The organism is Colwellia sp. KS18-150, from assembly GCF_057551365.1.
The window spans coordinates 389,569-404,905 of record NZ_BAAJMC010000002.1 but is presented as its reverse complement, the minus strand read 5'-3'; the positions used below and the strand labels follow the sequence as shown (position 1 = coordinate 404,905).

Below are 15,337 nucleotides of genomic sequence, written 5' to 3'. Positions count from 1 at the left end.
CTTAGCCTGATATTGAAGTGAGCCTAACGGCCAACCTGCCTATTTGAATATATGATCGTCGCCAGGGAAGTTACCCGCTGATACTTCGCTAATATAAAGTTCAATGGCTTTTTTAATATCGCCGGTTTCTTTGATAAAGTTACGAGAGAATTTAGGCATATAGCTACAAGAAATCCCTAACGCATCATGCATAACTAAGATTTGGCCATCAGTATATTTACCTGCACCAATACCTATTGTAGGGATAGATATTGCCTCTGAGATAGCTTTACCTAGTGGCTCAGGAATACACTCTAATACTAACAGTTGAGCTCCAGCCGCTTCTAAAGCTTGAGCATCTTGGATCATTTTATCGGCATGCTCTTTTTCACGACCTTGTACTTTAAAGCCACCGAATACATTTACCGATTGCGGTGTTAGTCCTAGGTGAGCACACACAGGAATTCCTCGTTCAACCAATGATTTAATGGTATCAGCAAGCCAAGAGCCACCTTCCATTTTTACCATACTCGCTCCAGCTTGCATCAACTTGGTAGCATTGGTTAGCGCCTGTTCTGTGCTTGCATAAGTCATAAAGGGCATATCGCCAATGACTAAGGTATTTTCAACGCCTCGTCTTACGCATTGAGTATGGTAAGCCATATCGTCAATTGAAACGGGTAAGGTGTCATCTTGACCTTGTAACACCATGCCTAGTGAATCACCAATTAATATAGCGTGAATACCTGCTTGATCAAATAGCTTGGCAAAGCTTGCATCATAGGCGGTAATCGTTGAAATTTTTTCCCCTTGTTGCTTCATTTTTAACAAGGTTGATGTGGTTATTTTAGCCATAAGGTTCTCAAGACGTAGGTTGCGTTTAATATTAGAGTTGAGTAATTACTCAGTTTCACTACTTTCGCACAATTCTTTTTCTACTGCAATATACGGATATTGCTTAGCTTAGTTTTACCATGGCATTGTTAGCAATGTTTTGGCTCAAAAGTTTTACACTTTCACCATTAGGTAAAGTTAGGTCACTGGCAATTTCTGCTAATGGCAATAAAACGAATTCACGTTCAGTCATGCCATAGTGCGGAATCGTAAGGCGTTCACAGCTAATGATTTTATGGCCAAAAAGGATAATATCAAGATCTAAAATACGAGCGCCCCAACGGTTTTCTTTTCGCACTCTACCGGCTTTATTTTCGATAGCTTGCAACGCGTCAAGTAGCTCTAATGGAGTTAATCTTGTATCAATTGCAACAACCGCGTTGATAAAATCATCTTGATCTTGTGGGCCCATTGGCTTGCTAAGATATAAAGAAGAACAAGCCTTTAGTTGACTTTGAGGTATGGTTTTAATCGCTTCTATTGCTTGTTTAACTTGTTGAATTGGCTCAGATAAATTACTGCCTAAGCCAATATAAGCTGTCGTATTAGAAGTGCTCATGTCGCATTTTACTCTGCAGAAGATTTAGCTGACGGCTTGCGGCGTTTTCTAGGTGTTCTGCGGCGGTTTTGTCCGCCTTTAATACCTTTAACCATTTGTTGTTTCGCTTCAGGTGAGACATTTTGAAAATCTGTCCACCACTTGGCTAACTCACTTAGTTGTGTATTGTCCGATTCTATTTCACTACGCAATAATAAGAAGTCATACCCGGCCCGAAATTTAGGGTGCTCAAATGCTTTAAAAGCTTTCTTGCCTTCACGACGAGCTAATTTATCTTGTAATATCCAAATGTCTTTCATTACTCCTTGAAAGCGTTTTGGAATGGAGATACTACGTTGCTGCTCAGGCATTATTTCGTTAAGGGCTGCAAAAAAAGCATCTTGAGGCGCTAGAGAGCTATTGAGATTAATTTGTTTAATGTAATTTTGTAATGGATACCAAAGCATTGCAGCAAATAAAAACGCAGGAGTGACTCGTTGTTCATTGTTGATACGTTTATCAGTATTCTCCATCGCTAATAAGATAAAGCGTTTTAATTGCTCGTCATTATTATCCAGTGCTTGATCTACCGCAGGGAAGAAGAATTTAAATAATTGGTAGTGACGTAATTGTTCAAAGTTAGCAACGGCTTTACCTGAAATAAATAATTTTAAAAACTCTTCAAACATGCGTGCCGCGGGAATATTTGCCATCAATGGTGCTAGAGATTTTATTGGCGCTTTTGTTTGCGCCTCAATATCCATGTCTAACTTGGTGGCAAAACGTATAGCGCGCAACATACGTACCGGATCTTCACGATAGCGAGTTTCCACATCGCCAATCAAGCGAATAACTTTGTCTTCAACGTCTTTAACACCGTTAGCAAAGTCATAAACTTTAAAATCTTTAGTGGAATAGTACAGCGCATTTATGGTGAAATCACGACGCTCGGCGTCTTCTTCAATGCTACCGTAAATATTGTCACGTAACAGCATGCCATGTTCGCTTTGCTTTGAGGTTTTTTTATCTTGGCTTTCTTTTTCATCGTGGTGGCCACGAAAAGTAGCTACTTCAATAATTTCTCTACCAAAAACGATATGGGCTAGGCGAAATCGACGACCAATTAATCGGCAGTTTCTAAATAAAGCCTTAATTTGCTCAGGTGTTGCATTAGTAGCAATATCAAAATCTTTTGGTTTTAAACCGAGTAAAATATCACGAACACCGCCGCCAACAAGGTAAGCATCGTAACCTCCTTTATTGAGGCGATATAATACTTTAAGGGCACTTTCACTGATAAATTGTCGAGAAATAGGGTGCTGATCACGTGTCAGCACAATTGGCTCTTGAAGAGTTGTTACTGTTTTACTGGTTTTATTTGCTTTAGAGCCTAAAACCTTTTTACATAGGTTGATAACGCGTTTGATGAGGCAGACCTTTTTTGGCTGAAAATGTTGTAAAAATAATTGCGCAATCATACAGGAAACAAGTATGAAAGAGAATGAAAAAGCAGCGATATTTGGTGTTGTCGCTGCTATAAACTAGAAACCAATTTACCAAGGCAGTACTTCACCATTAGAGTGTTTAAATACACCAGAATCTACCATGGTTAAGTTATTCATTAAATCGACTAACCTTTGCGCGGAAAGATCGGCACTGATATCACCATTACTAGTATCACCCGTTTTATTAACCATATCAGTTTGTACATAACCTGGATGATAAATACCGACGGCAATTTGCTCTGTTGCTAAATCCTTTGCTAATGACATAGCGCCAATATTAAGAGCCGCTTTTGACATTCGGTAGCCGTATCGACCACCTGAGCCATTATCAGTGATAGAGCCCATTCTAGAGGTAATAAAGGCAATTTTACTACCGGAAGTAAAGTTAGCTAACAGTGCTTGAGTTAATGACAATGGAGCCAGCGCATTAACATTAAATTGCTCGGTTATTGTATCAGTATTAAAATCTTGTAAGCTCTCATCCCGCAAAATACCGGCATTATTGATGAGTAAATCTATGGTGATATTTTCTAATGCCGCTTTAGCTAAGCCTGATTCGGTGGCTATATCAACCTGGTCGATGATATTCACGTTAAGTGATGCTAGTTGCGGTGAGCTTTGTCGGCATAGAGCGTAGACGTTATCGCCATTTTGTTGGCAAATTTTAGCCATCGCTAGGCCAATTCCGCGATTAGCACCAGTAATTACAGTTGTTTTTGACATAACATATCCTTGATTGTTAATTTACTTGAAGTTTACGATCTTTATTTTGGGCGTTCCATGGTAAAAGGTGATGTGATTGAAGCGTACTCACCACCACCAAGACGTGCAAGTGGCTTTATTTTATCAGCGTGTACTTTTACCCGTTGCTTATTATCGAGCTCAATTACATCATCATTAATATACACCTGTTTTACTTCCACAAAAATTAAACTCTGTGGCACTGTGCCTAGCTCTTTTATTTCGTACAATTCACAACCATAAGCGATATCACAACGGCTCAATCTTGGCAGTGAAAAGTCTAGAAATTCACTTGTACTTAAAGATGCTTGAGCCAGCTCTGACTCTCCATGAGCAAGTGTTTGTGCGGTTTGGGTTACTAATTGAGCATCATGTTCACCCGCAATATGAATGACTATTCTTTTGTTATTAATAATATTCGTTAAGGTATCTTTGTTATCACCATTAGGTTTCTTTCCAACCGATAGCATTAATATCGGTGGCTCACTTGATACTGCGGTGAAATAAGAGAAAGGTGCTAAGTTATAGCTACCATTATCTGAATCAGTCAATGCCCAAGCAATAGGGCGAGGAATGATGGTTTGCGTCATTAAATGATAACGCTGGTTTGCACTGTAATCAGAGAAATTTAAGTTCATGGTTAACTTCTATTATGTTGCTGCTTGGTAAGAAATTCGCACGCTTCTTTAGCACTAAAGTTACTTTTAAAGGAGAAAGCGTAGGGTGAGTCTGCATGCTCACGTAAATAATTTAAGCGCTCAACAGCTTCTTCAATGGTGGGTTTGTGATCATTAGCTACCCACCAAAGTACATAACTATCTTGAGGGATGTTTTCGAACCATAAAGATTTTCGACGTAAAAAATCACGGTGATGGGTTCTAAACATAAAATTTTTCAAGGCATCTACTGACAGCCAAGTTGACATATTGACGATAATATTAGGATCAGTAAATGCCTGAATGTCGGTGGCATCACCACTTTCATCTTGCAATCGCCAAACAAAACCTTCACTTTGCTCTGCAATATTATTCACCGGCTCTAAGTTATCGACAAATTCTTTTAGCTGTGGTGAATCTAATGGGTATTTAGCTTTTGCAATATTTAATTGTGCTAGGTGCATGATTTTCCTCCTTGATGAATGATGTTAGTAGTGGTTTATATCGAGTTCTTTAACCTTGGGTACCTGTGCTCTTGACCAATGATTTATTGCCCAGTTGATAATATCTGTCACGGTTTCGTGGACAAGATTTGGCTCAGGGTTTTGCCCTAAAAATTTCAGTGCAGCTATGAGTGCAGGTTGAGGTTTTTTATTATTAATGGCCGGCGCTTTATTTTGTTTACTGAGTTTATATCCTTGCTCAGTAACTGCTAAAGGAACATGTCCATATATTGGTGCTTGTTGTTTTAGTGCTGCAAATAATGTTAGCTGCCTTGCCGTTGGCTCGAGTAAGTCACAGCCACGAATAACATGCGTAATACCTTGATAAATATCATCATGAACGACTGCTAACTGGTAAGCAAATAAACCATCTTTACGATGAATGATAAAGTCTTCTTCGGCGAGCAGCTTATTGCTTTGAACTTTATTTTGAAATATATCGGTAAATTGATAAAGCCCATGCTGGTTAATAAGCCGAGTTGCGCTGTGCTGTTTTGCCATGTTTAAATCACGGCAATGGCCTTGGTAAATACCACCGAGCGCTTTAACTTGGGCACGTGTGCAATGACAATAATAACTAAGTTTCTGCTCTTGGATTTCGTGTAGTAAGTGATTATACAGCTGTGCTTGTTCATTTTGATACAGTACTTGTTCATCCCAAAGTAAACCAAACGCTTCAAGCGTGCTCAAAATAGCTGAACTAGCACCTTTTTGTTCTCTGGGGGGATCAATATCTTCAATTCGAACTAACCACTTCCCCGCGTTACCTTGTGAATCAATAGTCGATTTTGCATCTAAATAGCTTGCTAGAGCGGCAATTAAAGAGCCAAAGTGGAGTAAACCTGAGGGAGATGGGGCAAAGCGACCACGATACTCTTTTTCGATTATAGAATCTGGTCGCTTGATTTGCTTTATGTTTTTCTCGGAAATTTTTGTATTCAATGGCTTAGCCAGCCATTTGACGCTCTTTAATTTCAGCTAAGGTTTTACATTCAATACAAAGATCGGCTGTAGGTCTAGCTTCTAATCGACGAATGCCAATCTCGATACCACAAGACTTACAGAAACCAAACTCGTCTTCTTCAATCAATTGTAGTGTTTTTTCGATTTTTTTGATGAGTTTACGTTCGCGATCTCGAGTACGAAGTTCAAGGCTAAACTCTTCTTCTTGAGCGGCTCTGTCTACAGGGTCTGGAAAGTTTGCTGCTTCATCTTGCATATGCGTTACAGTACGATCAACTTCTTCGCGAAGTTGTACACGCCAAGCATCCAAAATCTTTTTAAAATGCTCTTGCTGTGGAGTACCCATGTATTCTTCATTAGCTTTTTCTACATATGGCTCAACACCTGCTAATGCCATTACACCTAATGCTTTATTCTTACTTGTTGGCATGCTTTATCTCCTAATGCTACTAAAACCAAGGCTGTTTAATAAATGTATTATTTAACATCTCCTTGGCTATTAAGTGCCAATATAATATTCATCTTGAAAACCGCATTTTATGCAGCATGAATATGTTTATAATAGACCTGAAATATCAGGTCTATATTGTATTACCTTTAACAAAAAACAAGGTTTCTGGTAAAAAAATTTTCAAGTAAAAAATAATTACTTTTATATCAATAAGTTATTACTAATCACTTCAGTTGCACTAAAATTATTATTTTTGTCTTTTTTTATGAGCAAGCTTTTTTAGCAAGTTTTGCTAGGGTTCGTCAATCATTATCTTTTAAATTATGATGTTAATCGCCTTAGCTATCACTATTTTAGTTGACTGGTTAGTTAATTCAAATTCCGCTTTGTATGCTAATATTTCTACGCCGTTATTTTGTGCTTCGACAATTAAAGCATTATATTTTTTATCGATATGTTTTGCTATTTTGACTGAATTGATACCTGAATGTAAAACGGCAAAAAGTAAAACAGCTCGATGACCCTGTTGAGCTACTTCGATTAATTCACGAAGATGTTTCTGTCCTCGTGTGGTCACCGCATCAGGAAAATATCCTTGTTCCCCTTCAAGCAAAGTAACGCTTTTAACTTCAACATAAGCGGCCGGATTTTTCGGCTCTGTGAGCAAAAAATCAATTTTACTGTTTTCACTTCCGTATTTTACTTCCCTTTGAATTGATGAATAATCAGCGAGCTCTGTTATAACATTTGCATTCAAAGCTTCTTCTATTAATTGGTTCGCTCTAATGGTGTTCACACAAATATGGTGATTATCTGCCGTTATAGTTATCTCCCAACTAAAGGGATATTTACGCTTAGTATTAGATGATGTGCTGTAACAGACAATATCGCCCGGTTCAGCACAACCTGTCATTGCACCTGTATTAGCTACGTGTAATGTAGTTTGACTACCGTCTGTTAATATTATGTCAGCTAAAAAGCGCTTGTAACGCTTAATTAACTGAGACTGCTGTAAGGGAGGTGTGAACAACATTTATTTGATCTTGAGTAATTCATTTGAGCTAGCGATGATACAACTAGCTGAAAAACTTATCACTATTTATCAATTGGCAACACTCATATTATGTTCATCAATAAAGCTATCTAACCAGATTTTAGCGTTATTAGCATCACTGAAGAAATTAAATTGTATTTGGCAACTTTGGTATATGCGTTGTAACTGCATTTGTAAAATATCAGCGTAAGCAGTGTCATTAATTACCGCAGCAATTGCTATCATGCCATTCTCAATTCTATAGTGAGTGGTTTCTATTAAACTTTTTTCTGCATCCGGTGTGAATACACCATTGCCTCGATAGGTAATAATGGAGCCCCAAGGACTATTGCTCATTTTTTTTGTATAAATTTCAATATCTTTATGATATTTCTTGGCGGTAACTTCATTAAAAGGTCCTTGAGCATCCACAAGTAATATGTTGTTTTCTTGTTCAATGCTATAACTTCCATGTGCTGAATATTGCATATTTACTCCTATTTTAAAGAATTTAGCCGAAGGATATTGATAGCAAGTTTTTAAATCCTTGCCAAGTAAGCAGATTTTATTATATTTTCAAGTTTAAATTTTTATTTAATTTCAGTTGGTTATGAATTTTATTCTTGGATGGCTTATTTCCAGCCAAGCTTCTCTTCAAAGTCTTGATCTAATTGTTTGGCAAAATCTTTTGCATGCATTGCTACTTGCTCTAGCATTTTTTCTTCTTTTGATTCGGGCTCGAAAATAGGTACTTTAACTGGATAGCCACTTTCATCGGTGGCCATAAAAGTAATAAAGCAGCGATTGGTGATCACGGTACTGTTTTCTTTGGGATCTCTAGCACGCACGACAACATAAATATGCATGCTCGATCTTCCTGTGTGAACAATTTGCGCAGTTACTGATACCATTTGACCAACAAGAATAGGGCGAATAAAGCGAATTCCATTCGCCGAAACAGTAACACTATAACGTTTGCTCCATTTAGCTGCGCAGGCATAAGAGGCTTGATCAATCCATTTCATTACCATGCCACCATGCACTTTTCCGCCAAAATTTACATCAGTTGGCTCAGCGAGAAAACAAAACTCAACGCTGTTATCATTTTTCATGTTCATAACTCATAAACCCGTTCTTAGCTGCATTATCATTATTATAGTCAAGATCAACAGCTTAGCTATTTTAAGGTAATCGCAATAAAAAATTGTTATTATGGCGTTATTCGTTTTACGACTATATTTTTTATGCCTGCCACCTCGTCATTGCCTATTGAGGCTATCAAATCACAATTCTGTCAAACCATAACGCAAGACCACACTGTTATTTTGTCAGCGCCACCCGGTGCCGGTAAGTCGACATGTTTACCTTTGTGGTTATTGGCATTACCTGAGCTGGCAAAGCAAAAAATCTATTTACTACAGCCAAGAAGATTAGCGGTTAAAAATATAGCCAGCTATTTAGCCAGCCAATTAAATGAGACTGTAGGTGATACCGTTGGTTATCGCTTGAGAAATGAAACTAAAGTTTCTAAACATACTCGTTTGGAAGTGATAACCGAAGGTGTTTTAACGCAAATCATTCAGCAAGATGTTGAGCTAAGTGGTTGTGCTTTAGTCGTTTTTGATGAGTTTCATGAGCGTTCACTACATGGTGATTTAGCATTTGCATTAACCCGCGATGTCCAACAAAGCTTGAGAGATGATTTAAAGATATTATTGATGTCGGCAACATTAGACAGTGATTATTTGGCACAGGCATTACCTGATGCCAAGGTGTTGGTGAGTGAAGGGCGCAGTTTCCCTATTGAATATAGTTATCAGGCCGCAAGTAATATCCATCGTTGGCGCGATCATGCGGTTCAAGTCATTAAACAGCAGATGCTGACTCATCAAGGCTCTATTTTAGTGTTTTTACCTGGTATTGGCGATATTCGTTTTATTGCACAAACATTAAGTCAGTATTGTCCGAGTGATTTATTGTTATGTCCGTTATTCGGTGATTTGACCTTAAAAGAACAGCAACAAGCGATTCAACCCTGTGGCTCAGGTAAGAGGAAACTGGTGCTTGCCACGAATATTGCCGAAACGTCTTTAACAATTGAAGGCATTAATATGGTGATAGATTGCGGCTTTGAAAAAGTCGCAAGTTATGACAATGCCAGTCTAATGAATAAATTGAATCAGCAACTAATTGCTAAGGCATCAGCTACTCAAAGAGCTGGTCGTGCTGGTCGACTTATGCCCGGCCATTGTATTCGCTTATATTCCAAAGATGACTTTGACCGAAGGGCAGAGCAAAGTATCAATGCTATTCAGCAGGCTGACTTATTACCCACTTTAATTGAAGTAGCACGATGGGGAGTAACGAGTTTAGCTGAATTACCACTTCTTGAAGTGCCTAAACAGCAAAAAGAGCAGCAGGCATGGCAAGAGTTACAAAGCTTGGATATTGTCGATGAGCAGCGCAAGTTAACCGCTCATGGAGATAAGGTGTCAAAACTCCCTTGCCATCCTCGTTTTGCGCATATGTTAATTCAGGCAAGAGCAATCGACATGAGTAGCGCTTTTTTAGCTTGTATAATAACAGCGCTTCTAGAAGAGCGAGATATATTGGCAAAGGATCGTGCTCAATATGATAGTAATTTAAATCATAGAGTGGAACAGTTAATTGCTCATTGGCACAAGCCTTATGGCAATTTAGTTAATATAATAAAACAAGTAAAAACCTTGTTAAGAAGTTTACAGATAGTATTAAGCGAGGCGTTAACTTTGTTAAGGGATTCACCCACAAAAATGAGCGGCTTATTACTCGCATATGCTTACCCTGAACGGGTAGCTATGGCAAGGAAATCTGTGGGAGAGTATATTTGTGCAAATGGTAAGGGAGTGAGTTTGAATGAACAAGATGTCTTGGTGGCTGAGCCATTTTTAGTCGTTGCTGATTTAATGCAAATAAATAGTGTTTTAAGAGTCCGTTTGGCGGCAAGTATTGAACTTTCCCATATTGAACATGTTTTTGCTAAGAATATCAAAGAGAAGGAGTTAGCAATATTTGATGACTCCAGTGGTAAAATCATAGTAAGAAAACAAATTAAGCTTGCAGCCTTAGTGTTATCGTCAACGGTATCGAATAAGGTGATTAGCGCGGATATAATTCGGGATATGTGGTGTACCTACATCAATAAAAAAGGGCTAGATGTCCTAGGCTGGCAGCGAAAAGATTTAGAGCTAAAAGCTAGGTGGCAATGGTTATGTCGTTATTTTCCTGCATATGAACTTCCTGAAATATCTGATCACTGGCTGCTTGCGAATTTAAATCAGTGGTTAGCCCCTTTTGTAGGAGAAATTAAGTCGAAAGCGAAATTATTACAACTCGACTTATCAGCTATTTTATTGTCCTTGCTAAATTATCAACAACAACAAATTTTGGCTCAAGCAGCTCCGAGTCACTATCTTGGCCCTACTGGGCGTCATTGCCCGATAACATACGGCATGGAAAAATCCCCTAAGGTGTCGTTACCTATGCAAGAGGTTTATGGACTACAGGAAACACCGAAAATAGGCATAACTACAAGTGCTCAGAGCAATAACAATGATGGTGCCTCACTTGTTTTAGAGTTATTATCACCCGCTCAGCGACCTATTCAAATCACACAAGATTTAGCCCAGTTTTGGGCGGGCAGTTATAAAGCTGTTCAAAAAGATATGAAAAGTCGCTATCCCAAGCATTATTGGCCAGATGATCCTGCTAATACCAAAGCGACAAATAAAACGAAACGTCATATTGAAAATATTACCGCAAAAAGAAGTTAGGAAATTCAGAGTTAATGGTCACTAAGAAAAACAATGATAAAACCCCAAAGAAAAACGCTACAACATCATGGTTAAACTGGGTATTCATTACCAGTCTTAAACTTATGCTGGCGATTATTTTTGTACTGGTGATATTCACTATCTATTTAGATGCTAAAGTTCAGCAAAAATTTGAAGGTCAACGATGGCAAGTACCAGCACAAATTTATGGCCAAATTGAAAAGGTATACCTAGGAGAGGAAAAAAGTTTAAGTTTATTAGTTGAATCGCTTAAATTAAATGGTTATCAAAAAGTTACTACTGTTTATCGTCCAGGACAATATGCACAATCATCAAAACGGCTAATTGTTTATCGTCGAGCATTTGATTTTCCGGATGCTGGAATAGGCGAAAGTAATTCAGCGGTTAAACTCACCATAGAATTTGAGCAAGGCAAAATTAGCTATCTTGATATTGACGACTCAGCTGTTGCAAGCATAAAACTTGAGCCGATTTTACTAGCTCGTTTAGTTCCTGATAATAAAGAAGATCGCGTTTTAATTGACCTTGAAAATGTCCCTACTTTATTACTTGATACTTTGTTGTTGATAGAGGATCGTGATTTTTATCATCACCAAGGTATTTCGCCTTTTGGTATTTTGCGTGCTTTATATAGTAATTTGATGGCTGGCCGAACCGTGCAGGGAGGCAGTACGCTTACTCAGCAACTCGTTAAAAATATGTTTTTAACGCGAGAACGCACACTAACCCGCAAGTTAAAAGAAGCTTTAATGGCTCTGATTATTGAAGTTAGGTATAGCAAAGATCAATTGTTGGAAGCCTACCTTAATGAAGTCTATTTAGGGCAACACTATGCCAATGGCATATATGGTTTTGGTTTAGCCGCCAAATTTTATTTTGGCAAACCGATAACCCAACTAGACCATGAGCAAATTGCACTCATCGTCGCACAAGTAAAAGGGCCAAGCTATTACGACCCTTGGCGTCATCCAAAGAGAGCAAAAACTCGACGCGATTTGATTCTCCGTTTAATGTTTGAGCAAAACTTATTATCTGTGCATGAGTTTGAACAAGCGGTAACTATGCCATTAACTGTTCGAGAGCAGCGTCGATTTAAAAGCCAAAATTATCCAGCTTATTTACAACTGGTCAAAAGTGAGCTCAATAAGCAGATATCTAGTCGTCAGCAAAAATCAGGTATTAAAGTTTTTACTGGCTTCTCTCATGTCAGTCAGCAGTTACTAGAGCAAACCGTAGCATCAAGACTTTCTGTGCTAGAAAAGCAACAAAAACAAAAAGATTTACAAGCGGCAATGATAGTGACAGATATCGCTAGTGCTGAAGTGCGTGCCATAGTAGCAGATAAACAAAGTGGTTATGCTGGCTTCAACCGAGCCTTACATGTCAATAGACCGATTGGATCGCTGATTAAGCCTATTATTTACATCGCAGCACTAGAGCGATATGAGCAATTTAATTTGGCGACTGTATTAGACGATAAGCCGATAACCCTAAGTAGCGAAAAAGGTCAAAAATGGCAACCTCAAAATTATGATGGTGAATATAGAGGACAAGTGCCATTGATTGATGGCTTAGTTAACTCTTTAAATATTCCGACGGTTAATTTAGGAATGAAGTTAGGATTAGATAATATTGCTAATGCTATGTATTCGTTAGGTTATCGCAAAGAGTTAGTCACTCGGCCATCAATGCTACTAGGGGCGATTGACATGTCTCCTTGGCAAATTAATCAAATGTATTTACCGTTGGCTAAACAAGGCAGTGCAATGTCAGCACATGCTATTAATCTGATCGTCGGAGAAAGCGGTGCTACTGTTTGGGAGTTTGAAGAAAAACCAGCGCAAATATTATCTACCAATGCAGCATATTTACTTGACTTTGCGTTAACAGAAGTGGCGAAAACAGGCACGGCAAGATCGTTATCATGGCGAGTAAAAGGAGCTGAGTTAGCGGGCAAAACCGGTACCAGTAATGATTTACGCGACAGTTGGTTTATTGGTTATGATGACACGCATTTAGTTACTACATGGTTAGGCAATGACAACAATACCCCGACAGGGTTAACGGGTAGTAGTGGCGCTTTGGTGCTTTTCGCAGATTATATGAAAAAGCAAGGAGTGACAAACCTAGTTCACAGTAAACCCGATGCAGTTGTTTTGACTGTGTTTGAGCAACAAACAGGCAACGCAGTTACCAGTGATTGTCAAAATACTAAAAGTTATCCCGCTATTTCTTTAGGTATTCGAAAAACTGAAAATTGCTTAAAAACGAATAAAGATGAACGCAATTGGTTTGAAAAACTATTCGGTGATTAGTAAACTGAGCACCTACTTCTAATGTAGAGTGCTCTTGTTTAATAACACATTGTTATTCCTCAAAACTATTCGGTGAATGTGACACTAAGTTTCTCTGCCGCCGCAGTATCAATAATACTAACATTACCTATGCTTCGTTGTAATTTTGCTGCAGTTTTGTCTGCGCCATGGTTCTCAGCAAAACTAATAATATCATCGCCATTACACATTACATTTAAGGCAACATTCCTATCTGATAAACGATAGGCGTCGATAGAGTTTTTTAGTCTAATTGGCGTGTTACTCGCAGCAGCTTTACACATTTTTACCAAGGCTTTTTCTAAGGTAGGGTCCATGGCTTGGCTAGGTAAACTAAAAGCTAATACAGGAACGGCTGTAGCAAGTGCGATAAGGGTTGTTTTTAATGTTCTCATGATATTCTCCATAATAATATTGGTCAACGTGTAACTAAAGTGCAACACGCCATATAATAGTGGAGTATTTTGGATAAAAAGTTGTTAACACTTTGCTTGTGGATGTAAGTAAAAGTCCTGCTATTTTGTCCTTAAAACTGTTAAGTTATTGATTGTTTATTTAATATGCAAAAAATAATTGTGCAGTTGTTTCAAAACTTTTACATTTGTAAATAAATGGACATACGAAATCTTTTGTAGGTGCAATTTAACGTGAGATAAAAAGCAACGAATATTGCCTGAATATAGAATTAACTTAAAATTAACACTGTTATTATATACAGTTTGCGGTAGTTCGTGATAAGCTCATAAAACTAATTTAAACCTTTTCTTTTAACATGACTAAGGAATAACAATGGCAGTTGAAAGTAGATTTGTCGTCATTAGACACGGGGTGGAGGCAAAAACATTTATGGATAAGAAGTCAGCAGATGAATACGATAAAATGTTGGATATGGCTGATAATTTGGCTGAAGTCTTTGCGCAATCACCCGTTGAATTAAGCGATGCTGTAAATGAAGAGCTGAGTATTTATTTAGCACAACATAGAGAAGAAGTGCTTGTGGCTTTACTTGCAAAAAAAGTCGCTAAAAATACCGCCAAAAAGCCTGCATTAGCAGAGCCGGTAGCCGAAGAAGTAAAGCCGGCTGTGGCAGCCAAACCAAAAAAGAAAGCAGCAGCAAAACCGAAGCTTAGTGAGGCTAGCTAAACGTAAAGCTATGGTTGAATTTCAAATTATTCGCAGTGATCGTCGCAAAACACTTTCACTAGAGGTTAGGCATGGAAAAATCGTGGTTCGTGCTCCTCACTTTGTGGATAATAAAACCATTAATACTTTAGTAAACGAAAAGTCTGCCTGGCTGAAAGCAAAAGTTATTGAGCAATCACAGAAACAAGCTGAATCTTGTTGCTTTTCACAAGGTAGCCAGTTGTATATTTTAGGGCAACTGGTCAGCTTGAAAATTAGTTTTGGCATCAAATCTGAAACTCACTTTCATCAAGAAGCGGCAGAATTTCACATAGTCTTTGCAAGACGCTATGAAGCGAAATTAACTGATCAAACTAAACTTCAAATCGCTGTCAAAAAGCAGTTAGAAGCTTACTTTAAACAACTAGCACAAACTATTATCCCCGAAAAAGTTAGCCATTACAGTGAAGTAACACAGCTTCAGTCCACGAGTATCAAAATTCGCCAATATCGCGCTAGATGGGGAAGTTGTAATAGTAGGGGAGAGCTTAGTTTCAACTATTTAATGATGATGTTACCTGACGATGTCATCAATTATATTGTTGTCCATGAGCTGTGCCATTTACGATTTTTAAACCACTCAACGGATTTTTGGCAGTTAGTTGCTAAATATTTTCCAGATTATAAACAAGCTAAGCTTTGGTTGAGAAATCATCAGTCTAAATTAAGTTGGCAACTCCCTTAATCAATTCCTCTGTAACGCGTACAAATCCTTACAGTCAGTTA

16 protein-coding genes are annotated in these 15,337 nt (G+C 38.2%); 4 read left to right on the top strand and 12 right to left on the bottom strand.

Annotated elements, in window-relative coordinates; translation table 11 throughout:
- Positions 1-39: 39 nt before the first annotated feature.
- The 11 genes from panB to AC27IF_RS04985 form a co-directional block, all read right to left on the bottom strand.
- Positions 40-834: a 3-methyl-2-oxobutanoate hydroxymethyltransferase gene (gene panB / locus AC27IF_RS05035; protein ID WP_487052643.1), complete on the bottom strand. Its 795-nt coding sequence runs from the start codon at positions 832-834 to the stop codon at positions 40-42.
- A gap of 103 nt (positions 835-937) precedes the next feature.
- Positions 938-1,432 carry a 2-amino-4-hydroxy-6-hydroxymethyldihydropteridine diphosphokinase gene (gene folK / locus AC27IF_RS05030; RefSeq protein ID WP_487052642.1) on the bottom strand — a complete coding sequence of 165 codons (495 nt, stop codon included), beginning with the start codon at positions 1,430-1,432 and terminating at the stop codon, positions 938-940.
- A gap of 8 nt (positions 1,433-1,440) precedes the next feature.
- Positions 1,441-2,889, bottom strand: a complete 1,449-nt coding sequence (gene pcnB / locus AC27IF_RS05025) for a polynucleotide adenylyltransferase PcnB (RefSeq protein ID WP_487052641.1) — start codon at positions 2,887-2,889, stop codon at positions 1,441-1,443.
- Between the two features lie 75 nt (positions 2,890-2,964).
- Positions 2,965-3,639, bottom strand: a complete 675-nt coding sequence (locus AC27IF_RS05020; protein WP_487052640.1) for an SDR family oxidoreductase — start codon at positions 3,637-3,639, stop codon at positions 2,965-2,967.
- A 41-nt stretch (positions 3,640-3,680) separates the two neighbouring features.
- Entirely contained in the window at positions 3,681-4,295 is a 615-nt protein-coding gene (locus AC27IF_RS05015; RefSeq protein ID WP_487052639.1) for a flavin reductase family protein, read from the bottom strand.
- Positions 4,296-4,297: 2 nt separating this feature from the next.
- Positions 4,298-4,777, bottom strand: a complete 480-nt coding sequence (locus AC27IF_RS05010) for a DUF3291 domain-containing protein (protein WP_487052638.1) — start codon at positions 4,775-4,777, stop codon at positions 4,298-4,300.
- A 24-nt stretch (positions 4,778-4,801) separates the two neighbouring features.
- Positions 4,802-5,746 carry a tRNA glutamyl-Q(34) synthetase GluQRS gene (gluQRS, locus tag AC27IF_RS05005; RefSeq protein WP_487052759.1) on the bottom strand — a complete coding sequence of 315 codons (945 nt, stop codon included), beginning with the start codon at positions 5,744-5,746 and terminating at the stop codon, positions 4,802-4,804.
- Between the two features lie 16 nt (positions 5,747-5,762).
- Positions 5,763-6,209, bottom strand: a complete 447-nt coding sequence (dksA, locus tag AC27IF_RS05000; protein WP_487052637.1) for an RNA polymerase-binding protein DksA — start codon at positions 6,207-6,209, stop codon at positions 5,763-5,765.
- 337 nt (positions 6,210-6,546) lie between these two features.
- Positions 6,547-7,263: a DNA/RNA nuclease SfsA gene (sfsA, locus tag AC27IF_RS04995; RefSeq protein ID WP_487052636.1), complete on the bottom strand. Its 717-nt coding sequence runs from the start codon at positions 7,261-7,263 to the stop codon at positions 6,547-6,549.
- Positions 7,264-7,332: 69 nt separating this feature from the next.
- Positions 7,333-7,752 (bottom strand): hypothetical protein, encoded by a 420-nt coding sequence (locus tag AC27IF_RS04990; protein ID WP_487052635.1) that lies wholly within the window; start codon positions 7,750-7,752, stop codon positions 7,333-7,335.
- A 143-nt stretch (positions 7,753-7,895) separates the two neighbouring features.
- Positions 7,896-8,375 (bottom strand): acyl-CoA thioesterase, encoded by a 480-nt coding sequence (locus AC27IF_RS04985; RefSeq protein ID WP_487052634.1) that lies wholly within the window; start codon positions 8,373-8,375, stop codon positions 7,896-7,898.
- Positions 8,376-8,507: 132 nt separating this feature from the next.
- Here AC27IF_RS04985 and hrpB point away from each other — a divergent pair, with 132 nt between their 5' ends.
- Positions 8,508-11,075, top strand: coding sequence for an ATP-dependent helicase HrpB (hrpB, locus tag AC27IF_RS04980; RefSeq protein ID WP_487052633.1), 2,568 nt, complete (start codon positions 8,508-8,510; stop codon positions 11,073-11,075).
- A 14-nt stretch (positions 11,076-11,089) separates the two neighbouring features.
- Positions 11,090-13,411 carry a penicillin-binding protein 1B gene (mrcB, locus tag AC27IF_RS04975; RefSeq protein WP_487052632.1) on the top strand — a complete coding sequence of 774 codons (2,322 nt, stop codon included), beginning with the start codon at positions 11,090-11,092 and terminating at the stop codon, positions 13,409-13,411.
- 65 nt (positions 13,412-13,476) lie between these two features.
- Here the strand turns inward: mrcB and AC27IF_RS04970 are convergent, their stop codons facing one another.
- Positions 13,477-13,824: a DUF3718 domain-containing protein gene (locus tag AC27IF_RS04970; RefSeq protein WP_487052631.1), complete on the bottom strand. Its 348-nt coding sequence runs from the start codon at positions 13,822-13,824 to the stop codon at positions 13,477-13,479.
- Positions 13,825-14,218: 394 nt separating this feature from the next.
- Between AC27IF_RS04970 and AC27IF_RS04965 the strand changes: the two genes are divergently transcribed.
- Complete coding sequence (locus AC27IF_RS04965) at positions 14,219-14,572, top strand: YebG family protein (protein ID WP_487052630.1); 354 nt, start codon at positions 14,219-14,221, stop codon at positions 14,570-14,572.
- 10 nt (positions 14,573-14,582) lie between these two features.
- The gene (locus tag AC27IF_RS04960) at positions 14,583-15,296 is read left to right on the top strand and encodes a M48 family metallopeptidase (protein WP_487052629.1); all 714 of its coding nucleotides are present in this window, start codon (positions 14,583-14,585) and stop codon (positions 15,294-15,296) included.
- Positions 15,297-15,337: the final 41 nt, after the last annotated feature.

Bases quoted from the DNA above. Each gene is read 5' to 3' on its own strand.
- panB (WP_487052643.1), bottom strand. From the start codon at position 834: ATGGCTAAAATAACCACATCAACCTTGTTAAAAATGAAGCAACAAGGG.
- folK (WP_487052642.1), bottom strand. From the start codon at position 1,432: ATGAGCACTTCTAATACGACAGCTTATATTGGCTTAGGCAGTAATTTA.
- pcnB (WP_487052641.1), bottom strand. From the start codon at position 2,889: ATGATTGCGCAATTATTTTTACAACATTTTCAGCCAAAAAAGGTCTGC.
- AC27IF_RS05020 (WP_487052640.1), bottom strand. From the start codon at position 3,639: ATGTCAAAAACAACTGTAATTACTGGTGCTAATCGCGGAATTGGCCTA.
- AC27IF_RS05015 (WP_487052639.1), bottom strand. From the start codon at position 4,295: ATGAACTTAAATTTCTCTGATTACAGTGCAAACCAGCGTTATCATTTA.
- AC27IF_RS05010 (WP_487052638.1), bottom strand. From the start codon at position 4,777: ATGCACCTAGCACAATTAAATATTGCAAAAGCTAAATACCCATTAGAT.
- dksA (WP_487052637.1), bottom strand. From the start codon at position 6,209: ATGCCAACAAGTAAGAATAAAGCATTAGGTGTAATGGCATTAGCAGGT.
- sfsA (WP_487052636.1), bottom strand. From the start codon at position 7,263: ATGTTGTTCACACCTCCCTTACAGCAGTCTCAGTTAATTAAGCGTTAC.
- AC27IF_RS04990 (WP_487052635.1), bottom strand. From the start codon at position 7,752: ATGCAATATTCAGCACATGGAAGTTATAGCATTGAACAAGAAAACAAC.
- AC27IF_RS04985 (WP_487052634.1), bottom strand. From the start codon at position 8,375: ATGAAAAATGATAACAGCGTTGAGTTTTGTTTTCTCGCTGAGCCAACT.
- hrpB (WP_487052633.1), top strand. From the start codon at position 8,508: ATGCCTGCCACCTCGTCATTGCCTATTGAGGCTATCAAATCACAATTC.
- mrcB (WP_487052632.1), top strand. From the start codon at position 11,090: ATGGTCACTAAGAAAAACAATGATAAAACCCCAAAGAAAAACGCTACA.
- AC27IF_RS04970 (WP_487052631.1), bottom strand. From the start codon at position 13,824: ATGAGAACATTAAAAACAACCCTTATCGCACTTGCTACAGCCGTTCCT.
- AC27IF_RS04965 (WP_487052630.1), top strand. From the start codon at position 14,219: ATGGCAGTTGAAAGTAGATTTGTCGTCATTAGACACGGGGTGGAGGCA.
- AC27IF_RS04960 (WP_487052629.1), top strand. From the start codon at position 14,583: ATGGTTGAATTTCAAATTATTCGCAGTGATCGTCGCAAAACACTTTCA.